Source organism: Psychroserpens sp. BH13MA-6, from assembly GCF_052983595.1.
Genome location: NZ_JBRJGE010000005.1, coordinates 127,214 through 143,057 on the forward strand (window position 1 = coordinate 127,214; position 15,844 = coordinate 143,057).

The following is a 15,844-nucleotide window of genomic DNA, read 5'->3' on the forward strand; positions in this document are numbered from 1 at the left end:
CGTCATTGTTTCGTTTGGTTGAGGGAAGTTAATCATTTTCACAGTAAACTGATTATCTTTGTGCTTTCAAAAGCAAAAACAATACCAAGAACTAAATGGTATGCCTTTTGCGTAAATAAGTGTATGAAGTATTTATTTGTTTTTTTAATAATTCCTTTGTTAGGACTGTCACAAGAGCCATCTTTGGGACATGCCAAATCTTTAATGGATGCCAAAAATTATGTAAAAGCAGTACAATCGCTAAAGACGTATGTGGCTAATCACAAAAATGATCGAGAAGCGATTGAACTTTTAGGTGATGCCTATGGTTATCAAAAAAAATGGGACGAAGCGGCTTCTAATTACAGACGGTTGATAGAATTGGATCAGAGTAATGCCAATTATCATTACAAGTATGGCGGTTCACTCGGCATGAAGGCTTTGAGTGTAAGTAAACTAAAAGCTTTGGGTATTATTGGAGATGTTAAGGAGGCTTTTCTGAAAGCTGCAGATTTAGATCCCAATCATATAGATACACGCTGGGCTTTAGTGGAATTATATATGCAGCTACCGGGAATTGTAGGCGGCAGCAAGAGTAAATCATTAAAATATGCAAATGAATTAGAAGTTTTGTCTAAAGTGGACGGGTATTTGGCTAAAGGCTATATCCATGAATATGATGATGAACCAGAATTGGCAGAAAAATACTATAGACTGGCTATTGAAGAAGGAGGTTCATTGACCTGTTATGATAAGCTTACAGCCTTATATGAAAAAAGCAATCAACCAGATAGGGCCATTTCAAACTTGGAAGCTTCAGGCATAAAGCACGAGCGCAATGCCATGCATTACCAAATTGGAAAGGTATGTGCAGAGTACAATATCCAATTAGATAAAGGTGAACGCTGTTTGTTGGTATATATTGAGAATCACTCAGCCAAAGATGGTGTGCCAAAAGCATGGGCTTATTATCGATTAGCTCAAATTTACAAGTATAAAAACGACAAGGAAGATGCCTTAAAATGGATTAACAAGGCGATTGTCAGTTTGCCTAAAATTGATGTTTTCAGGAAAGAAAAATTACAAATCGAAAGTTTATAAATCTTATAAAAACTTATTAGATTCCTTTCTGTCTTAGCACGTCAATTGCTATATTTGAAGGTCTACAAAATTCAATTCATGAATGTACATTTTATAGCTATAGGTGGAAGTGCCATGCACAATTTGGCATTAGCTTTACATCAAAAAGGATATCACGTTACCGGAAGTGATGATACTATTTTTGAACCCTCTAAATCGCGATTGGAAGCTAAAGGTTTATTGCCGCAATCCTTTGGTTGGTTTCCTGAAAAAATCACCTCTAAATTAGATGCCATTGTATTAGGGATGCATGCTAAAGCAGATAATCCGGAGTTGCTGAAAGCTCAGGAATTAGGATTGAAAATTTATAGTTATCCTGAATTTTTGTACGAACAATCTAAAGACAAAACCAGAGTCGTTATTGGAGGAAGCCATGGTAAGACAACCATTACTTCTATGATTCTTCATGTCATGCATTATCATGAAAAGGATGTAGATTACATGGTAGGTGCGCAGTTGGAAGGTTTTGATGTTATGGTAAAACTGACAAAAGCTAATGACTTCATTGTATTAGAAGGCGACGAATACTTAAGTTCGCCAATTGATAGGCGCCCGAAATTTCATTTGTACAAACCAAATATTGCTTTGCTCAGTGGGATTGCATGGGACCATATCAATGTGTTTCCAACCTATGAGAATTATGTTGCGCAGTTTGCTATTTTTATTGATAGTATTGTTCAAGGAGGAAGCATCAATTATAATGAGGAGGATCCTGAAGTGAAGCGTGTTGTTGAAGCGAGCGAAAATCCGATAAGAAAATTGCCTTATCGCACACCTGAATATCGGGTTGAGAACGGACAAACGCTTTTAGCGACACCTGAAGGTGATTTGCCTATAGAAATTTTTGGTGAGCATAACCTTAATAACTTAGCTGGAGCAAAATGGATTTGTCAGCACATGGGTGTTGATGAAGACGATTTTTACGAGGCTATAGCCACTTTTAAAGGCGCAAGTAAGCGCTTAGAAAAAATAGCAGAAAGCACGAATAGTGTCGCATATAAGGATTTTGCACATTCACCTAGCAAAGTGGAAGCGACTACTAAAGCAGTGAAAGAACAGTATGAGAATAGAACCTTACTCGCGTGCTTAGAATTGCATACTTACAGTAGTTTAAATGCTGAATTTTTAAAGGAATACAAAGGTGCTTTGGATGCCGCAGATATTGCTGTGGTTTTTTACTCACCGCATGCCGTTGAAATCAAACAATTGGAAGAGGTGACTCATGAACAAATAGCGAAGGCATTTCAACGGGATGATTTAATTATTTATACCAATCCTAAAGACTTCCAAGATTACCTTTTTCAACAAGATTTTGACAATAAAGCACTTTTATTAATGAGCTCTGGAAATTATGGTGGATTAGATTTTGAGGAAATAGCCCAGGTGATCCAATAAGTTCGTTTTAGACAATAAATTAAATGTTCCTCCGTTTTTAAAAACAACTAACCCATATTTTGATGCTTATACAATAGATTTACGTTTTTTAATTCTAACTATGTAATCTTATGAAACGTATTGTCTTCGGTTTTTTTGCCATTATTTTGTTAAATGCTTGCTCTGATACAGAGTCCAACAGTACGCCATTACCCGATGCTAACTTTTATGCATTGACTTTAGGAAACTCTTGGGTCTATAAGAATTATAAGTATGATCCAGTCTCTGAAACCTATCAAGATACTGGTGTAATTGACTCCGTAAGTGTAGTCGGTTTAGAGGATATTTCTGGAGTCAAATATTTCAAGATGAGACGTATGACCGTAGGTAATGAGGCTGGCATTACCTTCTGCAATCCTAATGGCGAACATTTTGAGTATGTGCGTGACGACAATGGGAATCTCACCACAATTGACGGACATGTTAAATTCAGCCACACTGATGCATCTCTAAGGACAATTGCCACTTATGAATGGGGAACTGTAGTAGAACAATTGATGGAAGGAACTACAGAACTTTCGGTGACACCTGGAATATTTGATTGCGTCAAATCAAAGCGCTACGCCATTTTATCAAACGGTGAAATAGCTCCAGGAGTTGACTCCTTTTACTATGCCGATGGTTACGGACTAATCTATGATACAAGCTCTACGGTAACCAACGATATTCCCAGTATCATTAGATATTTGGATAGTTATAACGTGCAATAATCATTCAAAAATCATATCTAAAAACGAGCTGATGCTTTCCTGATTTGCTCTAATAAGTTCTAATCGAGCGGCTGCGATGTCTCTCGGTTTTTTATCTTGCGAGAGCTTAAATTTACCTTCCCAGTCGGTAATAGTAATTTCAAACATTTTAATGTAATCGAGATTCCTTTCGAGTCTCGGGTTATCAGGTTCTAATACATACTTATGTTCTGGAGCTTCCAGGTATTCTGTCATCGAAATTAAAGATTGTTTTAAAGCCGATTTTTGGTCTATGGCTTTAACGGTTCCTTTTAAGTGTACTTTAATATAATTCCAGGTAGGTAACTGTGTTGTCGTATAGATGGAAGGAGAGATGTAGCATTGTGGACCAGAGAATAGCACTGTTACAGGCTGGTCATTTTTTAAAAATGCCATCTGCGGATTAAAAATGTCAATGTGACCAATTAATTTCCCGTTGTCAAAGATTAACGGTAAATGTGAGATCAAAGGTTGATTATTGTCTATAGAAATAAGAGTTCCTAAGGGATAGTTTTTGATGACTTCGATAAGATGTTCCCTCTGGTCATCTTGATGATGTGGTGGCGGATACTTCAAAATGATGAAATTAATTGAAAATCATAATTTGTGTCGAATATATTCTATATATTTAACAACAATAAAAGTACTAATTTTAAGTGTATGTCGCACAAAGAGACGTCATTTTCAATAAAAAGTTGGAGTGCAAGTGACCAGCCTAGAGAGAAATTACGAGATAAAGGAAAGGCGACCTTGAGTGATGCTGAGTTGGTAGCCATTATTTTAGGCTCTGGTAATACTTCAGAAAGTGCTGTGGCATTGAGCCAGCGCATATTAGCAAGTGTCGGTGATAATCTGAATGCATTGGGTAAATTGTCTTTAAAGCAATTGATGTCTTTTAAAGGGATAGGTGAGGCTAAAGCCATTGCTATTACTGCAGCTCTAGAATTAGGAAAACGAAGGCGCAATGAACTGCCTTTAAAGAAATATAAGATTGGTTCTAGTCAAGCTGTTTTCGACTTAATGCAGCCCATACTTGGAGAATTAGAACATGAAGAATTCTGGATTATTTACCTCAATAACTCCAACAAAGTGATTCAAAAACATCAATCGAGTAAAGGAGGTATTACTGGTACCATTGTCGATGTGCGATTGGTTCTGAAAACAGCTTTGGAAGTTGGTGCCGTCGGTTTAATTTTGGTACATAACCACCCTTCAGGAACCTTAAAACCGAGTCAGGCAGACAAAAATTTAACCCAAAAAATAAAAGTTGCGGCGCAAAGTTTAGACATCAAGATTTTAGACCATGTGATTATTACGGAAAAGGCGTATTATAGTTTTGCCGATGCATCGCAGCTGTAATTTGACGTCCATATGTTTTAAATCTCAATGAAAGTATATATTTTGATTTGAAATTGGTACTTTTAAAATCTGGAATCAGAATAGAAGTATGCTACTCGTTTATACCCATAAAATTACACCAAGACTACGATACACTTTTAAACATTTGTGTACAAGAATACTCGGAATTCCAGTGTCTTTTACAACAACCATCGAGGAGTTTATCGCCCACGATAATTTAAAAATGTCTTATACCAGACAACCGCTTAGCAATGAAATTTTTATACGAAATCACGAACTGTTATTTGAGCAAGGACTGTCCGATGTAGATATTAATGTTCAGGATTGGGAGGATACCAAATGCTTCTTTTCAACCGGTGATAAAAGTGCGTTGCCTTTCGATATTTTTGGAGCATCGTTTTATCTATTGAGTCGATATGAAGAATATCTCCCACACGTTAAGGACACTTACGGACGCTTTACCGCTACGGAAAGTTTGGCCTTTAAACATCAGTTTTTAAATCAGCCTGTGGTAGATATTTGGGCTTATAAATTTAAACGTGTGTTGCAAGAGCGATTCGAAGCCTTTGAATTCCCAGAGAGACACTATCAAGTTAAGCCAGTTGTAGACGTGCCGATGGCTTATTATTTCAAACAAAAAGGATTGATGCGTACTCTAGGAGGTACTTTAAACGATTTGTATCGATTCAAATTAAGACAGCTTTATCAGCGCTATATGGTTTTGTTTGGTTTCAAACGGGATCCTTATGATTCCTTTAAGTGGATTATTAATAAACAGAAACAATATCCATTTAAATTTACCGTCTTTTTTTTAATAGGGGACTATTCCACGTATGACAAAAACATCAACGTTAATAAAAAGAAATTTGTCTCGCTCATTAAATCGGTCGCTGATTATTGTAGAGTCGGACTGAAGGCTTCTTACTTTTCTCTGGATGATATGTCCATATTAAAAAAGGAAAAGAAAAAAATGGAGTTCATCACCAATTATGAATTGCAAGCCTCAAGGAACTCGTTTTCCAAAATTAATCTGCCCATGTCTTATCGTAATCTTATTGAATTAGAGATAAAAGAAGATTACACGATGGGTTATTTGAATTATATGGGTTTCAGGGCAGGAACTTGTACACCATTTTTATTTTATGATTTGGATTATGAAACACAAACACCTTTGTTGATTCATTCGTTTCATTGTATCGATTATTCCTTACTGAAATTTCAATCCCAATTAGATAAAAAGCAAGTCTTACAGCGATTAATAAATACTGTAAAACAAGTTAACGGGACATTTACACCAGTATTTCATAATTACACTTTCGGAAGTGATCCGAGATGGAAAGGGTTCAGAAAATTATTCACACAAATTTTAGATTCTTCGCATGAAAGTTAATGGTATTAAACATGTGTTTTTTGATTTAGATCACACCTTATGGGATTTCGACAAAAACTCGGCACTCACATTCGAAAAAATTTTTGATATTCACAAAGTAGATATTGAAATCACCGATTTTCTATCAGTCTATGAGCCTATCAATCTCAATTATTGGAAATTATATCGCGAGGAAAAAATCGATAAAGCAAATTTGAGATATAAACGCTTGAAAGATTCCTTTGACGCTGTTGGTTTTGTTGTGTCAGATGAGCTGATTGACCAGCTCTCTGAAGATTACATCAACTACCTGACAACATTTAATCATTTATTTGATGGTACGTTGGAAATCTTAGACCATTTAAAAGATAAGTATCACTTACACATTATTACCAACGGTTTTGAAGAAGCCCAACAACGAAAAATGGATAATGCTCAAATTGCCCATTATTTTCAAACCGTAACCAATTCAGAAGCCGCAGGTGTAAAGAAACCAAATCCGATTATTTTTAACCATGCCTTGAAGCTCGCCAATGCGCTACCTGACGAAAGCATGATGATAGGTGATAATTTGGAAGCCGATATCATAGGTGCCATGGATTTAGGATGGGATGTGATATTATTTAATTACCATAAAGTAACCGTAGGAAGCCATATTAAACAAGTTTCGAAACTGTCTGAATTAAAAACGTTTTTATAAATTTACTGATGTTCGATTAAAAATTCACAGGGGTATTTCGAAAGGATTCTAGTGAACAAAGCGTATATTTACATTTTAGAATACACTCAATTTTTTATATGAATAAGTTTTTTTATACCGTCATTTGCCTGTTGTTGATTCAGTTTTCGGCAATAGCACAAACGTCTATTAACGATTATAAATACATAGTTGTACCCAAACAATTTAATTTCCAAAAAACAGAAGGTCAATATCAATTGAATGAATTGACAAAGTTCTTGTTTAATAAATATGGATATTCGGCGATTTTGGAAGGTGAGGACTTTCCAGAGGATTTGATTCGGAATGGATGTTTGGCTTTACGTGCTAAAGTAGATAAACTCAAAGGTGGATTTCTAAAGACGGATGTACAAATACAATTAATAGATTGCCAAGGAACCGTTGTGATGACCTCCAAAGAAGGATCATCGCGAATAAAAGCTTATGATAAGGCCTATAACGCTGCTATTCGAGAAGCTTTTGAGACTTATCAATTCTATGATTACACGTATCAACCAAATTCCAAAATAACGTCTCAAACCTCTAAATCTGAAGAAGTTTCAGATGCTGAAGAACAACAAGCCCAAGCTGAAATAGAACGATTAAAAAACGAAGTAGAAGCTCTCAAAGAACAGCAAGAAGCAACAGTGACTAAAATCACTGAAACTTCCAAACCTACAGTTGAAAAGCCTCAAACAAATTCAAAAGTGGAGAAAAGCACAGAAACTTATGCATTATATGCACAGCCTACGTCAACGGGCTATCAAGTTGTAGATACATCTCCGAAAGTCGTGATGCTATTGTTGGAAACACCAAAGAAAGACGTGTTTTTAGTTAAAGATGATAATGCGATTGTTTACAAACAGGATGGTGTTTGGTATCTTTCTAAATACAAGGAAGATGAAGCTTCTGTCACAGCTTTAAAAATTAAATTTTAATAGTTGTATTTATCTTTCCATCGTGATTTTAGAAAGTCACGTTGATCGTTTTCACGGTTATTATTACCTGGGTTATACAACGTTGTACCTTTGATTTCATCGGGTAGAAATTCGTGAGGCGCAAAACTGTTCTCATAGTTATGTGCATATTGATAGTTATCGCCATATCCAAGCTCTTTCATCAATTTGGTTGGCGCATTTCTTATAGACAGAGGAACGGATAAATCACCTGTTGCTCTTACCAATTGTTGAGCTTTACCAATCGCTTCATAAGCCGCATTACTCTTTGGAGATGTCGCCAAGTAGGTCACACATTGACTCAGAATGATACGAGATTCGGGATAGCCAATGACAGAAACAGCTTGAAATGTATTGTTTGCTATAACCAATGCTGTTGGATTAGCGTTACCTATATCCTCACTAGCAAGAATGAGTAATCGTCTGGCAATGAATTTAACGTCTTCTCCTCCTTCAATCATTCTCGCCAACCAATAGGTTGCAGCATTTGGATCACTCCCTCGAATGGATTTGATAAATGCCGAAACAATATCATAATGTTGATCACCCGTTTTGTCATACCTCACCGTATTGCTTTGCACGCGTTCAGAAACTAAATCGTTGGTAATGACAAGGCTCTCGTTTTCGTCGAAGCTTGTCACTATTAATTCGAATAGATTCAAAAGTTTACGAGCATCACCACCAGATAGTCTTATTAAGGCTTCAGTTTCTTTGAGTTCAATAGATCGCTTAGACAAGATGCTGTCTTCTTTTAAAGCACGTTTTAACAATGCCTCTAGATCCTTTTTATCAAAAGAATTTAAAACATAGACCTGACAACGTGAAAGTAAGGCAGGAATCACTTCAAAACTTGGGTTTTCAGTTGTCGCACCAATTAACGTGACCCAACCTTTCTCAACGGCTTGTAATAATGAATCTTGTTGGGACTTGCTAAATCTATGAATCTCATCAATAAATAATATAGGATTTTTAGTCGTAAACAAACCACCACTTTGTTTGGCTTTATCAATAACGTCTCTAATATCCTTAACACCAGAGTTGATGGCACTTAAGGTATAGAATGGACGCTTAGATTCATTCGCAACAATCGTCGCTAAAGTTGTTTTTCCCGTTCCAGGTGGTCCCCAAAAAATCATGGAAGCAATAACACCTTGTTGCAATTGCTGAGTGAGTACACCTTTGGGACCTACCAAATGAGACTGACTTAAATAATCGGCTAGGGTTTGCGGTCGTAATCGTTCTGCTAAAGGTTCATTCATAATGTAAAATTACAAAAAACAAGGTGACAATATTTCATGGAATCAAGAATTGGATAGCATTTTGCTAAGATTATTTTAAATTTAAGGATGAATCAAAGTAACCAAGCCCATTTTAGATATTCTACTGGAGTTATTGCTTATCCAGTGTTTTTTGTACTCACATTATGGGTCGTATTCTGGTTGCAGGTTCGATTTTTTCCAGCAATTAAAGGGTTTGGCGTATATCCACAAAAAATAGAAGGACTTATTGGGATTGTCACAAGTCCTTTTATCCATGGCGATATTGAGCATTTGTATCACAATTCTATTCCATTATTTGTGTTATCCATGGCCTTATTCTATTTCTATCGAAAGATCTCGTGGAAGGTCATATTTTACGGCATTCTATTATCAGGACTTTTTACATGGATTATTGGAAGACCTTCCAATCATATTGGAGCCAGTGGCTTGGTATATGTTCTCGTCAGTTTTATTTTTTTTAAGGGCATTTTTGCGAAACATTATCGCTTGGTTGCCTTGTCTTTAATTATTGTATTCCTTTACGGAAGTATGGTATGGTATGCATTCCCAGTAAAAGAAGGCATGTCCTGGGAAGGACATCTTGGTGGACTTATTTCAGGCTTTTTATTTGCTCTTATTTTTAAAAGAGCCATTGCTAAACCAGAACGCTACGTTTGGCAAGAACCAGATTATAATGAAGACGACGACCCGTTTTTAAGGCATTTTGATGAACATGGAAATTTTATTGAAAACTTAGAACCAGAGGAAGAACCAGAAATGAATAGTGAATCATCAGAGCCAAATATTACCTATACATTCAAGGAAAATAAAGACTAAAGACGTTGCCTTACTGCTTCATATAAAAAGGCACCACAGGCCACAGATACATTCAAAGATTCAATCTCACCTAATAAGGGAAGTTTCGCTTTTTCGTCTACAACTTTTAATACAGAAGGATTGATACCTTTGCCTTCCGATCCCATAATAATGGCACACGGTTCTTTAAACGAGACATCGTAGATGGTGTTATCTGTTTTTTCAGTAGCCGCAATCACTTTTATACCGCTGGCCTGCATATGAAAAACGGCGTCTTTGATATGGTCTACTTTGCAAATGGGCATTTTGAATAATGCACCAGCACTCGTTTTTATAGCATCACCATTAACAGGAGCACCACCTTTCTTTTGAATAATGATTCCAGAAACACCGGTACATTCTGCGGTTCTAACGATGGCACCAAAATTTCTCACATCACTAAGCTGATCCAATAATAAGAATAAGGGCGTTTTACCAGATTCAATCACACTCATGACTAGATTTTCGATATCGTGAAATGTGATTGGAGCTATTTGAGCAATCACACCTTGGTGATTTTTTTTAGATAAGCGATTCAGCTTTTCGACCGGAACATACGAACTATTTAAACGTTCTTTTTTTAAGAGTTGCTCCAATTCTGAAAATAAATCGCCACGTAACCCTTTTTGAAGAAATATTTTATCAATATTCTCTCCAGATTTTATTGCTTCAATAACAGCTCTTATTCCAAAAATAGTGGTCTCTTTTTCCATGCGTCAAAGGTATAAAAAAAACCATCCTAAAATAGAATGGTTTTACAAGCCTATTTTTTGATTATTGCTTTATAATTCTTTGACTATAATTTCTTGAATCTGAATACACTTTTATAAAGTAAACTCCAGAATCAAGATTTGACAGATCAATGCTCGTTTGGTTTTTAGATACTATAACTTTTTGTCCTACTAGAGAATAGACTTCTATGAGATCAATATCGAATTGAGAGTTAATTTGTATTGAATGAGACGTTGGATTCGGAAAGATAGTAACATTTGACATCGCTACGTCTTGAACACTTAGGCTTTCACATTCTGTCAGGTCTGGATTGAATTCTAACGTAGCTCCAGGAGTTAAGTCTCTTCCAACAAGACCTGGAAAATCAGGTGCATATTTAATGGCTCGAAATAACAGATTTCCCGCCATAGGAGGATCCCCTTGAACGATAGAACTCCCCGTGTTGTTATCAATTGGGTTAATATATTTCCATACGATATTATCGGCAGCATCAATTTCAAAAACTTCACCTGTTCGCCCTTCACAGATCAACATGTTCCCATTGGGTAACCTTTGCGCACTACTCAATATGGCTGAGTAAAAATCTGAAGGATCACTTGTTTGCTCGGAATAACTATACTCGAAACTCGTTGGGCCATAAGCGGTGTTAGGGGTGTAAGCATAGACACCTGGTGAGACTTTTGGCGGTTCAAATATGGCGGCTTCAGAATATTCTGGTGTTCTGCCATTGCCGTTATTAAAGACTATAATTTTGCCAGCATCAACCAGACCATCCTCAATGAAATAGGGGTAATGCTGACCATAGAGGATGCGATCTGTTGCAGTTCCTTGGCGATAGGCCTGCGGATTTCCCCAGCGATATAGAAAGTCGCCACCTTTACCATAAATTCCTCCAGAACTGGTGGCAGCTTCAGCGGTTGTTGTAGAATGGTCAATAATATATATTTCACTCAAATTACGAGAGCTAATCACAATTTGGTCAAGATTTGCGTTGTATTGTATCGAGTTGAAATGTAACCAATTCTCTGATGCTCCGATACCATTTAAAAAGTTAATATCTAGTTTTTCAGGCGTCATTCCTACATCTCCAAAGGTGATTTTTGTATTGTCAAAATCTTGAACTATATGATCTTTCACATTCCATTCCCAAACAACATTTGCTTGATCACTCCCAACAGGTTCCACTTCAATGATTTGTTCATTATAAAGCCTGCCGCCAACGATTAGATTTGGATCTCTCCCTAAATTAATAGCTTCGGCTTCAGGAATGGCAGTAGCCGCTAGTATCAAGACATTGCCATTAGGCATAGGAAAAACATCATGATGTTGTCGCTGTTGATTGTTGTTATATAAAAAAGACCATAATAAATTGCCATCCCAATCGAATAACTCGACAACGCCACCTTGTCCTCCAAATACAATATTACTACTACCGTCTTCAACTCTCCCAGCTCGCAACAGATTGCCATTTGGCAAGAGATACACCGAATTTCCCGGTAAGTAAGCACTAGACCATTCATTGACGACTTGTCCGCAATTATTAAGTAAATAAGCGTTGTTGTGAACGCTTATGAGTGTGTAAGCCTCAAAAACGTCTTCCGATATCAATACAGTTCCAACGGTATTTTGGGCGTTTGTATTCCATGTGAATGAAAGAATAAAAATGAAAAATGGTAATTTTTTAAGCATAATAATTTCTTTTTCTTAACTGTAGCAACAAGGTTTTAAACCTAACAATGCGTTGAATTATTTCCATAAAATTACATAAACAGATGGATTTTATAAGTAATTATAGTGGATAATTGTTCTTAACAAAAAAATCCACCTCTTATGGAGGTGGATTTTTTATAATCAATAATGAATTTACTGATTCTTCATTTGCCGTTTTTCTTCTAATGAACGAAACGGTCGACTAACTCGTCCTTGGGCTATTTGGTTATTATCGCTATCTGTAATAGTATAGGTAGTTCCAGATTTTTCTATTGTGAATGAGGTGATAGCATTGCCATTGCCATCACTGAGCCCTCCATCATTTAATGGAAATAATGAGGACAGGTCTACAGATTCCACAAAGACACCAGCCTTTAAAAAATCTATGGAAGCTGGAACATTTATATTGTCGGCTGACGAATTTCCATTGTTTGTCCAAAAACTAGCATCAATAGTATAAGTACCATCCGTATCTGTTCCAAGGATGGTCAATTCTTCAGGACAATCACCATAACTCGTTTGTATATAGTTGCCTCCAAAAATGAGTTCCAAATCTAAATCTAGACCGTTATCTATGTCACAAGGATCTGCACCACTATCGAGATAGTCACCATCCCAATTGAGTCGTGCTACTAAATCATCACCCACTAAATCCTCAATGGTAAGTGTTATTTGTTCATCAATGGTAGCAGACATCAAGGAAGTTGATGTAAGTCTGAAGGTCACCGTTTTGCTATTTTCAGGAATAAAATCAGCTAATGTTTCAATATTTAATTGAATGCTTTCGCTAAAGGGAGGGAAGGTGGCCACATAACCACTTCCACCTAAATAACCATATTGAAACCATCCGGCTTCGAACCAAGTCGGGTAAGGCACCTCAAAATCGTCAAATTCAACGCGGTCATAATAGCCATTACCTGAAGTAGGATCACCATCGGTCGGGTTGGCTGTTACGACTGGATTTCCTTGATCATCAAGCACGTCAATTCTGATATCTATTTTATCTGATACGGCATATTCGACATCAATATCAAAAGTTGCTGTTTCACCTTCCGTTACCGTGGCGCTATTGTTCATTACAAATAATTGAGGTTTCCCTCGTCTCGCAATTGTGTCATCATCTTGACAAGAAAAGATCATAAGACCTAGAAAAAGTATGACAAGAGAAGACGTTTTTATTTTTATATATGTATTTTTCATATCATCTAATTTTTAAAGTGGTGTATAAACTGAAACGCCATTTTCGCCATAACCTTCACAAAACCAAGAAATGGTAATGACACCTGTGTCTGGGTCTACGGCATTAACGCCACCATCTAGTGGAACCACAAGTCCCCAAGGATCATTTTGATCCGTCCAAGAGATGTCACCACAGTTTTCAGTGATTACGACGTCAAAGCTAGTTGGTCCTGTGCCATAAGCAGCTACGTAGGGTCCAACAGTGTAAAGTCCTCCAGACATATCGGTCAGGCTGTATTGTCCGTCTCCTAAATCTACGAGCTCAACATCCATGGTATGGGTGCTAAACGTAGGAAGGAAGTCATGATAACCATAAGTGGTAGTAACGCTGTACATTCCCCCAATATCTGAAAAACAAATCCCATTGATAGTAATGGTTAATGTTTGGAATGCGCTTGCGACAACGGCATTGTTACTAGCACTAGAGATATTAAGAACCAATACTTTCGGGTTGTCAATATCAATGTTCTCAGAGTAAATATTCAAATCCAAGGTTCCGAAATCTCTATTTTCAGGAATGGTGATGGACTGTGAACTATTAGCAAAATCGTAGTCTGTTCCAGCAACTGCGGTGGAGCTAGGATCGACTTCAAAATTCACGGTAAAACTGGGCGTGTTTGAAAAGTCTTGACCTCCAATTAACACAATATTTTCACTAAATACATTTACAGAACCGTCTGTAACAAAAGCAGGTGATGCTTGATCATTATTGAAGCCAACTACATATGGTGTATTGGCAAAGTCAGCTTCTAATTTTTGAGGCTCATCATCAATACTACATGATAGGATAAGCTGCGCACTTAGAATGCTTAGTACTATAATTTTAAAATTTTTCATAATCTTTTTTTTTAATTAACATCCCAAAATATTGGAGTTTCAAATGCAGTATCCGTAGTTTGATTGTATACATTAACATTGGCTGAGTTACCTATATATTCCGAGGTTGGATACAATAATCTTAATGGTCTATTAGGTCTACTGGTTATATCAGGAAGTGGCATGTTACTTGGATAACTCGTTCTTGTGTATTCTATCCAAGTTTCTATACCATTTGTGCCACCTAAATCAATCCATTTTTGAGTAATAATGGCTTCAAGCTTATCAGTACTACCTTCCCATCCAATACCTGAGGTGTTATCAGAATTATTTATATAACTCCCAACAGAAGCACCTAATCGATTAAATGAAGATTGTATAGCACTTTGAAATAAGTTTTTAGCGTTACCAGATATTAAACCTCTAAAAGCGGCTTCTGACTGAAGAAATAATGCTTCTGAAGCAGTCATTATATAGCCGTCTTGTTGTGGCGAAATCAATAATCCTGGTCCAATTCTTGAAGGTTGATCTTGCCCTCCTTGTGTGTTTCCTTGAATAGACGTTTGACCAGATCTAGGTTCGTATAACCTTTCTAATCTTGGATCAGTGATGCCATTCGTCGTTCCATTTAATAGTTCTACAAGGTAGGTAGTTGGTCCTGCTCTTAGATTTGAAAAAGTTTGGTTGGCTGTATTTCCAAATTGTCCAGCAGTATATCCAAAAACCTCAGTAAAAGGGTTCATACGTCCTTGTTCATCTGAATATCCCGGATTAATGGTAACATCATCATTTGAACCTAAGAAATCTGCATTATTAAGTGTTGTAAATTCGTCATCTACAATAGTTTGCAAATCGGGAATAGATTGAGAAGCATCATAAATTCTAAGCAACATTCTGAGCTTAAGGGTATTGGCGAATTTGATCCACATTTCCATGTCTCCACCCATAATCACATCGTTTGTTCCCATACTTATTGCCGTGCTAGCGTCGGTATTTTCAATTTGTGCAATCGCATCATTAATATCTGTAATTAATGAGACATATACATTTATTTGGTCATCATATTCAGGGAATAGTAACTCACCACGTTGATGTATATCCGTAAAAGGAATGTCTCCATATAAATCAACTAAATATTGAAAATAGAAGGCCCTGTAAATCTTGGATGCTCCTTTGAAATAGTCATAATTCTGATCATATTCATTATTTATAATTTGCGATAAGTTACCAGTTCTTACCATTAAATTATCCCAAATGACATCATAAAAATCAGTTGTCAATTGATATTGGAATTCTTCAAAATATGGCGCCTGAACTTGCTGTGCATTACCAGACCAAGTTGCTGTCATTGTATTTCCTAAGTCATTCATGCTTGTCATAAGAGTACTAGCAGGAACTGTTAAAGCACCAGGCAGAATAACCTCTGGAGGTAACTCTGAAATTAACGTGCCGTTGGGATCTTCATTAACTAATACATCTTCACAGGAAAGTGTGAGAATGAATAAGCATAATGGTATTATATATAAAATTTTATTTAGCTTTTTCATAAT

General features: G+C 36.6%; 15 protein-coding genes. 8 read left to right on the plus strand and 7 right to left on the minus strand.

Going from position 1 to position 15,844, the window contains the following annotated elements; translation table 11 throughout:
• Positions 1 to 123 precede the first annotated feature (123 nt).
• The 3 genes from ACU8DI_RS11820 (at position 124) to ACU8DI_RS11830 (ending at position 3,263) form a co-directional block, all read left to right on the plus strand.
• Complete coding sequence (locus ACU8DI_RS11820; RefSeq protein ID WP_447112992.1) at positions 124 to 1,080, plus strand: tetratricopeptide repeat protein; 957 nt, start codon at positions 124 to 126, stop codon at positions 1,078 to 1,080.
• A 78-nt stretch (positions 1,081 to 1,158) separates the two neighbouring features.
• Positions 1,159 to 2,514 (plus strand): UDP-N-acetylmuramate--L-alanine ligase, encoded by a 1,356-nt coding sequence (locus ACU8DI_RS11825; RefSeq protein WP_447112993.1) that lies wholly within the window; start codon positions 1,159 to 1,161, stop codon positions 2,512 to 2,514.
• A 110-nt stretch (positions 2,515 to 2,624) separates the two neighbouring features.
• A complete protein-coding gene (locus tag ACU8DI_RS11830) occupies positions 2,625 to 3,263 on the plus strand; it encodes a hypothetical protein (RefSeq protein ID WP_447112994.1) in 639 nt (212 codons plus the stop codon).
• Here the strand turns inward: ACU8DI_RS11830 and ACU8DI_RS11835 are convergent, their stop codons facing one another.
• The gene (locus tag ACU8DI_RS11835) at positions 3,264 to 3,857 is read right to left on the minus strand and encodes an FMN-binding negative transcriptional regulator (RefSeq protein ID WP_447112995.1); all 594 of its coding nucleotides are present in this window, start codon (positions 3,855 to 3,857) and stop codon (positions 3,264 to 3,266) included.
• A gap of 84 nt (positions 3,858 to 3,941) precedes the next feature.
• On the opposite strand from ACU8DI_RS11835, the gene radC reads away from it, so the two are divergent.
• The 4 genes from radC to ACU8DI_RS11855 all read left to right on the plus strand — a co-directional run bounded on the left by radC (position 3,942) and on the right by ACU8DI_RS11855 (position 7,665).
• Positions 3,942 to 4,640, plus strand: coding sequence for a RadC family protein (gene radC, locus ACU8DI_RS11840; protein WP_447112996.1), 699 nt, complete (start codon positions 3,942 to 3,944; stop codon positions 4,638 to 4,640).
• 88 nt (positions 4,641 to 4,728) lie between these two features.
• On the plus strand, positions 4,729 to 6,030 hold the full coding sequence (locus ACU8DI_RS11845; protein WP_447112997.1) for a polysaccharide deacetylase family protein: 1,302 nt from the start codon (positions 4,729 to 4,731) through the stop codon (positions 6,028 to 6,030).
• Entirely contained in the window at positions 6,020 to 6,709 is a 690-nt protein-coding gene (locus ACU8DI_RS11850) for a YjjG family noncanonical pyrimidine nucleotidase (RefSeq protein WP_447112998.1), read from the plus strand. Before ACU8DI_RS11845 ends, ACU8DI_RS11850 begins: the two co-directional genes overlap by 11 nt.
• Positions 6,710 to 6,807: 98 nt before the next feature.
• Complete coding sequence (locus ACU8DI_RS11855) at positions 6,808 to 7,665, plus strand: hypothetical protein (RefSeq protein ID WP_447112999.1); 858 nt, start codon at positions 6,808 to 6,810, stop codon at positions 7,663 to 7,665.
• Here ACU8DI_RS11855 and ACU8DI_RS11860 read toward each other — a convergent pair.
• Positions 7,662 to 8,942 carry a replication-associated recombination protein A gene (locus ACU8DI_RS11860; RefSeq protein WP_447113000.1) on the minus strand — a complete coding sequence of 427 codons (1,281 nt, stop codon included), beginning with the start codon at positions 8,940 to 8,942 and terminating at the stop codon, positions 7,662 to 7,664. The two genes, ACU8DI_RS11855 and ACU8DI_RS11860, sit on opposite strands and share 4 nt — an antisense overlap.
• An 87-nt stretch (positions 8,943 to 9,029) precedes the next feature.
• Here ACU8DI_RS11860 and ACU8DI_RS11865 point away from each other — a divergent pair, with 87 nt between their 5' ends.
• Positions 9,030 to 9,779: a rhomboid family intramembrane serine protease gene (locus tag ACU8DI_RS11865; RefSeq protein WP_447113001.1), complete on the plus strand. Its 750-nt coding sequence runs from the start codon at positions 9,030 to 9,032 to the stop codon at positions 9,777 to 9,779.
• Here ACU8DI_RS11865 and rlmB read toward each other — a convergent pair.
• From rlmB to ACU8DI_RS11890, 5 genes are all read right to left on the minus strand, one after another.
• The gene (gene rlmB, locus ACU8DI_RS11870) at positions 9,776 to 10,510 is read right to left on the minus strand and encodes a 23S rRNA (guanosine(2251)-2'-O)-methyltransferase RlmB (protein WP_447113002.1); all 735 of its coding nucleotides are present in this window, start codon (positions 10,508 to 10,510) and stop codon (positions 9,776 to 9,778) included. The genes ACU8DI_RS11865 and rlmB overlap by 4 nt on opposite strands.
• A 61-nt stretch (positions 10,511 to 10,571) precedes the next feature.
• Entirely contained in the window at positions 10,572 to 12,218 is a 1,647-nt protein-coding gene (locus tag ACU8DI_RS11875) for an aryl-sulfate sulfotransferase (protein ID WP_447113003.1), read from the minus strand.
• Between the two features lie 174 nt (positions 12,219 to 12,392).
• Positions 12,393 to 13,439: a hypothetical protein gene (locus tag ACU8DI_RS11880; protein WP_447113004.1), complete on the minus strand. Its 1,047-nt coding sequence runs from the start codon at positions 13,437 to 13,439 to the stop codon at positions 12,393 to 12,395.
• Between the two features lie 12 nt (positions 13,440 to 13,451).
• A complete protein-coding gene (locus ACU8DI_RS11885; protein WP_447113005.1) occupies positions 13,452 to 14,315 on the minus strand; it encodes a hypothetical protein in 864 nt (287 codons plus the stop codon).
• An 11-nt stretch (positions 14,316 to 14,326) separates the two neighbouring features.
• A complete protein-coding gene (locus tag ACU8DI_RS11890) occupies positions 14,327 to 15,841 on the minus strand; it encodes a SusD/RagB family nutrient-binding outer membrane lipoprotein (RefSeq protein ID WP_447113006.1) in 1,515 nt (504 codons plus the stop codon).
• Positions 15,842 to 15,844: the final 3 nt, after the last annotated feature.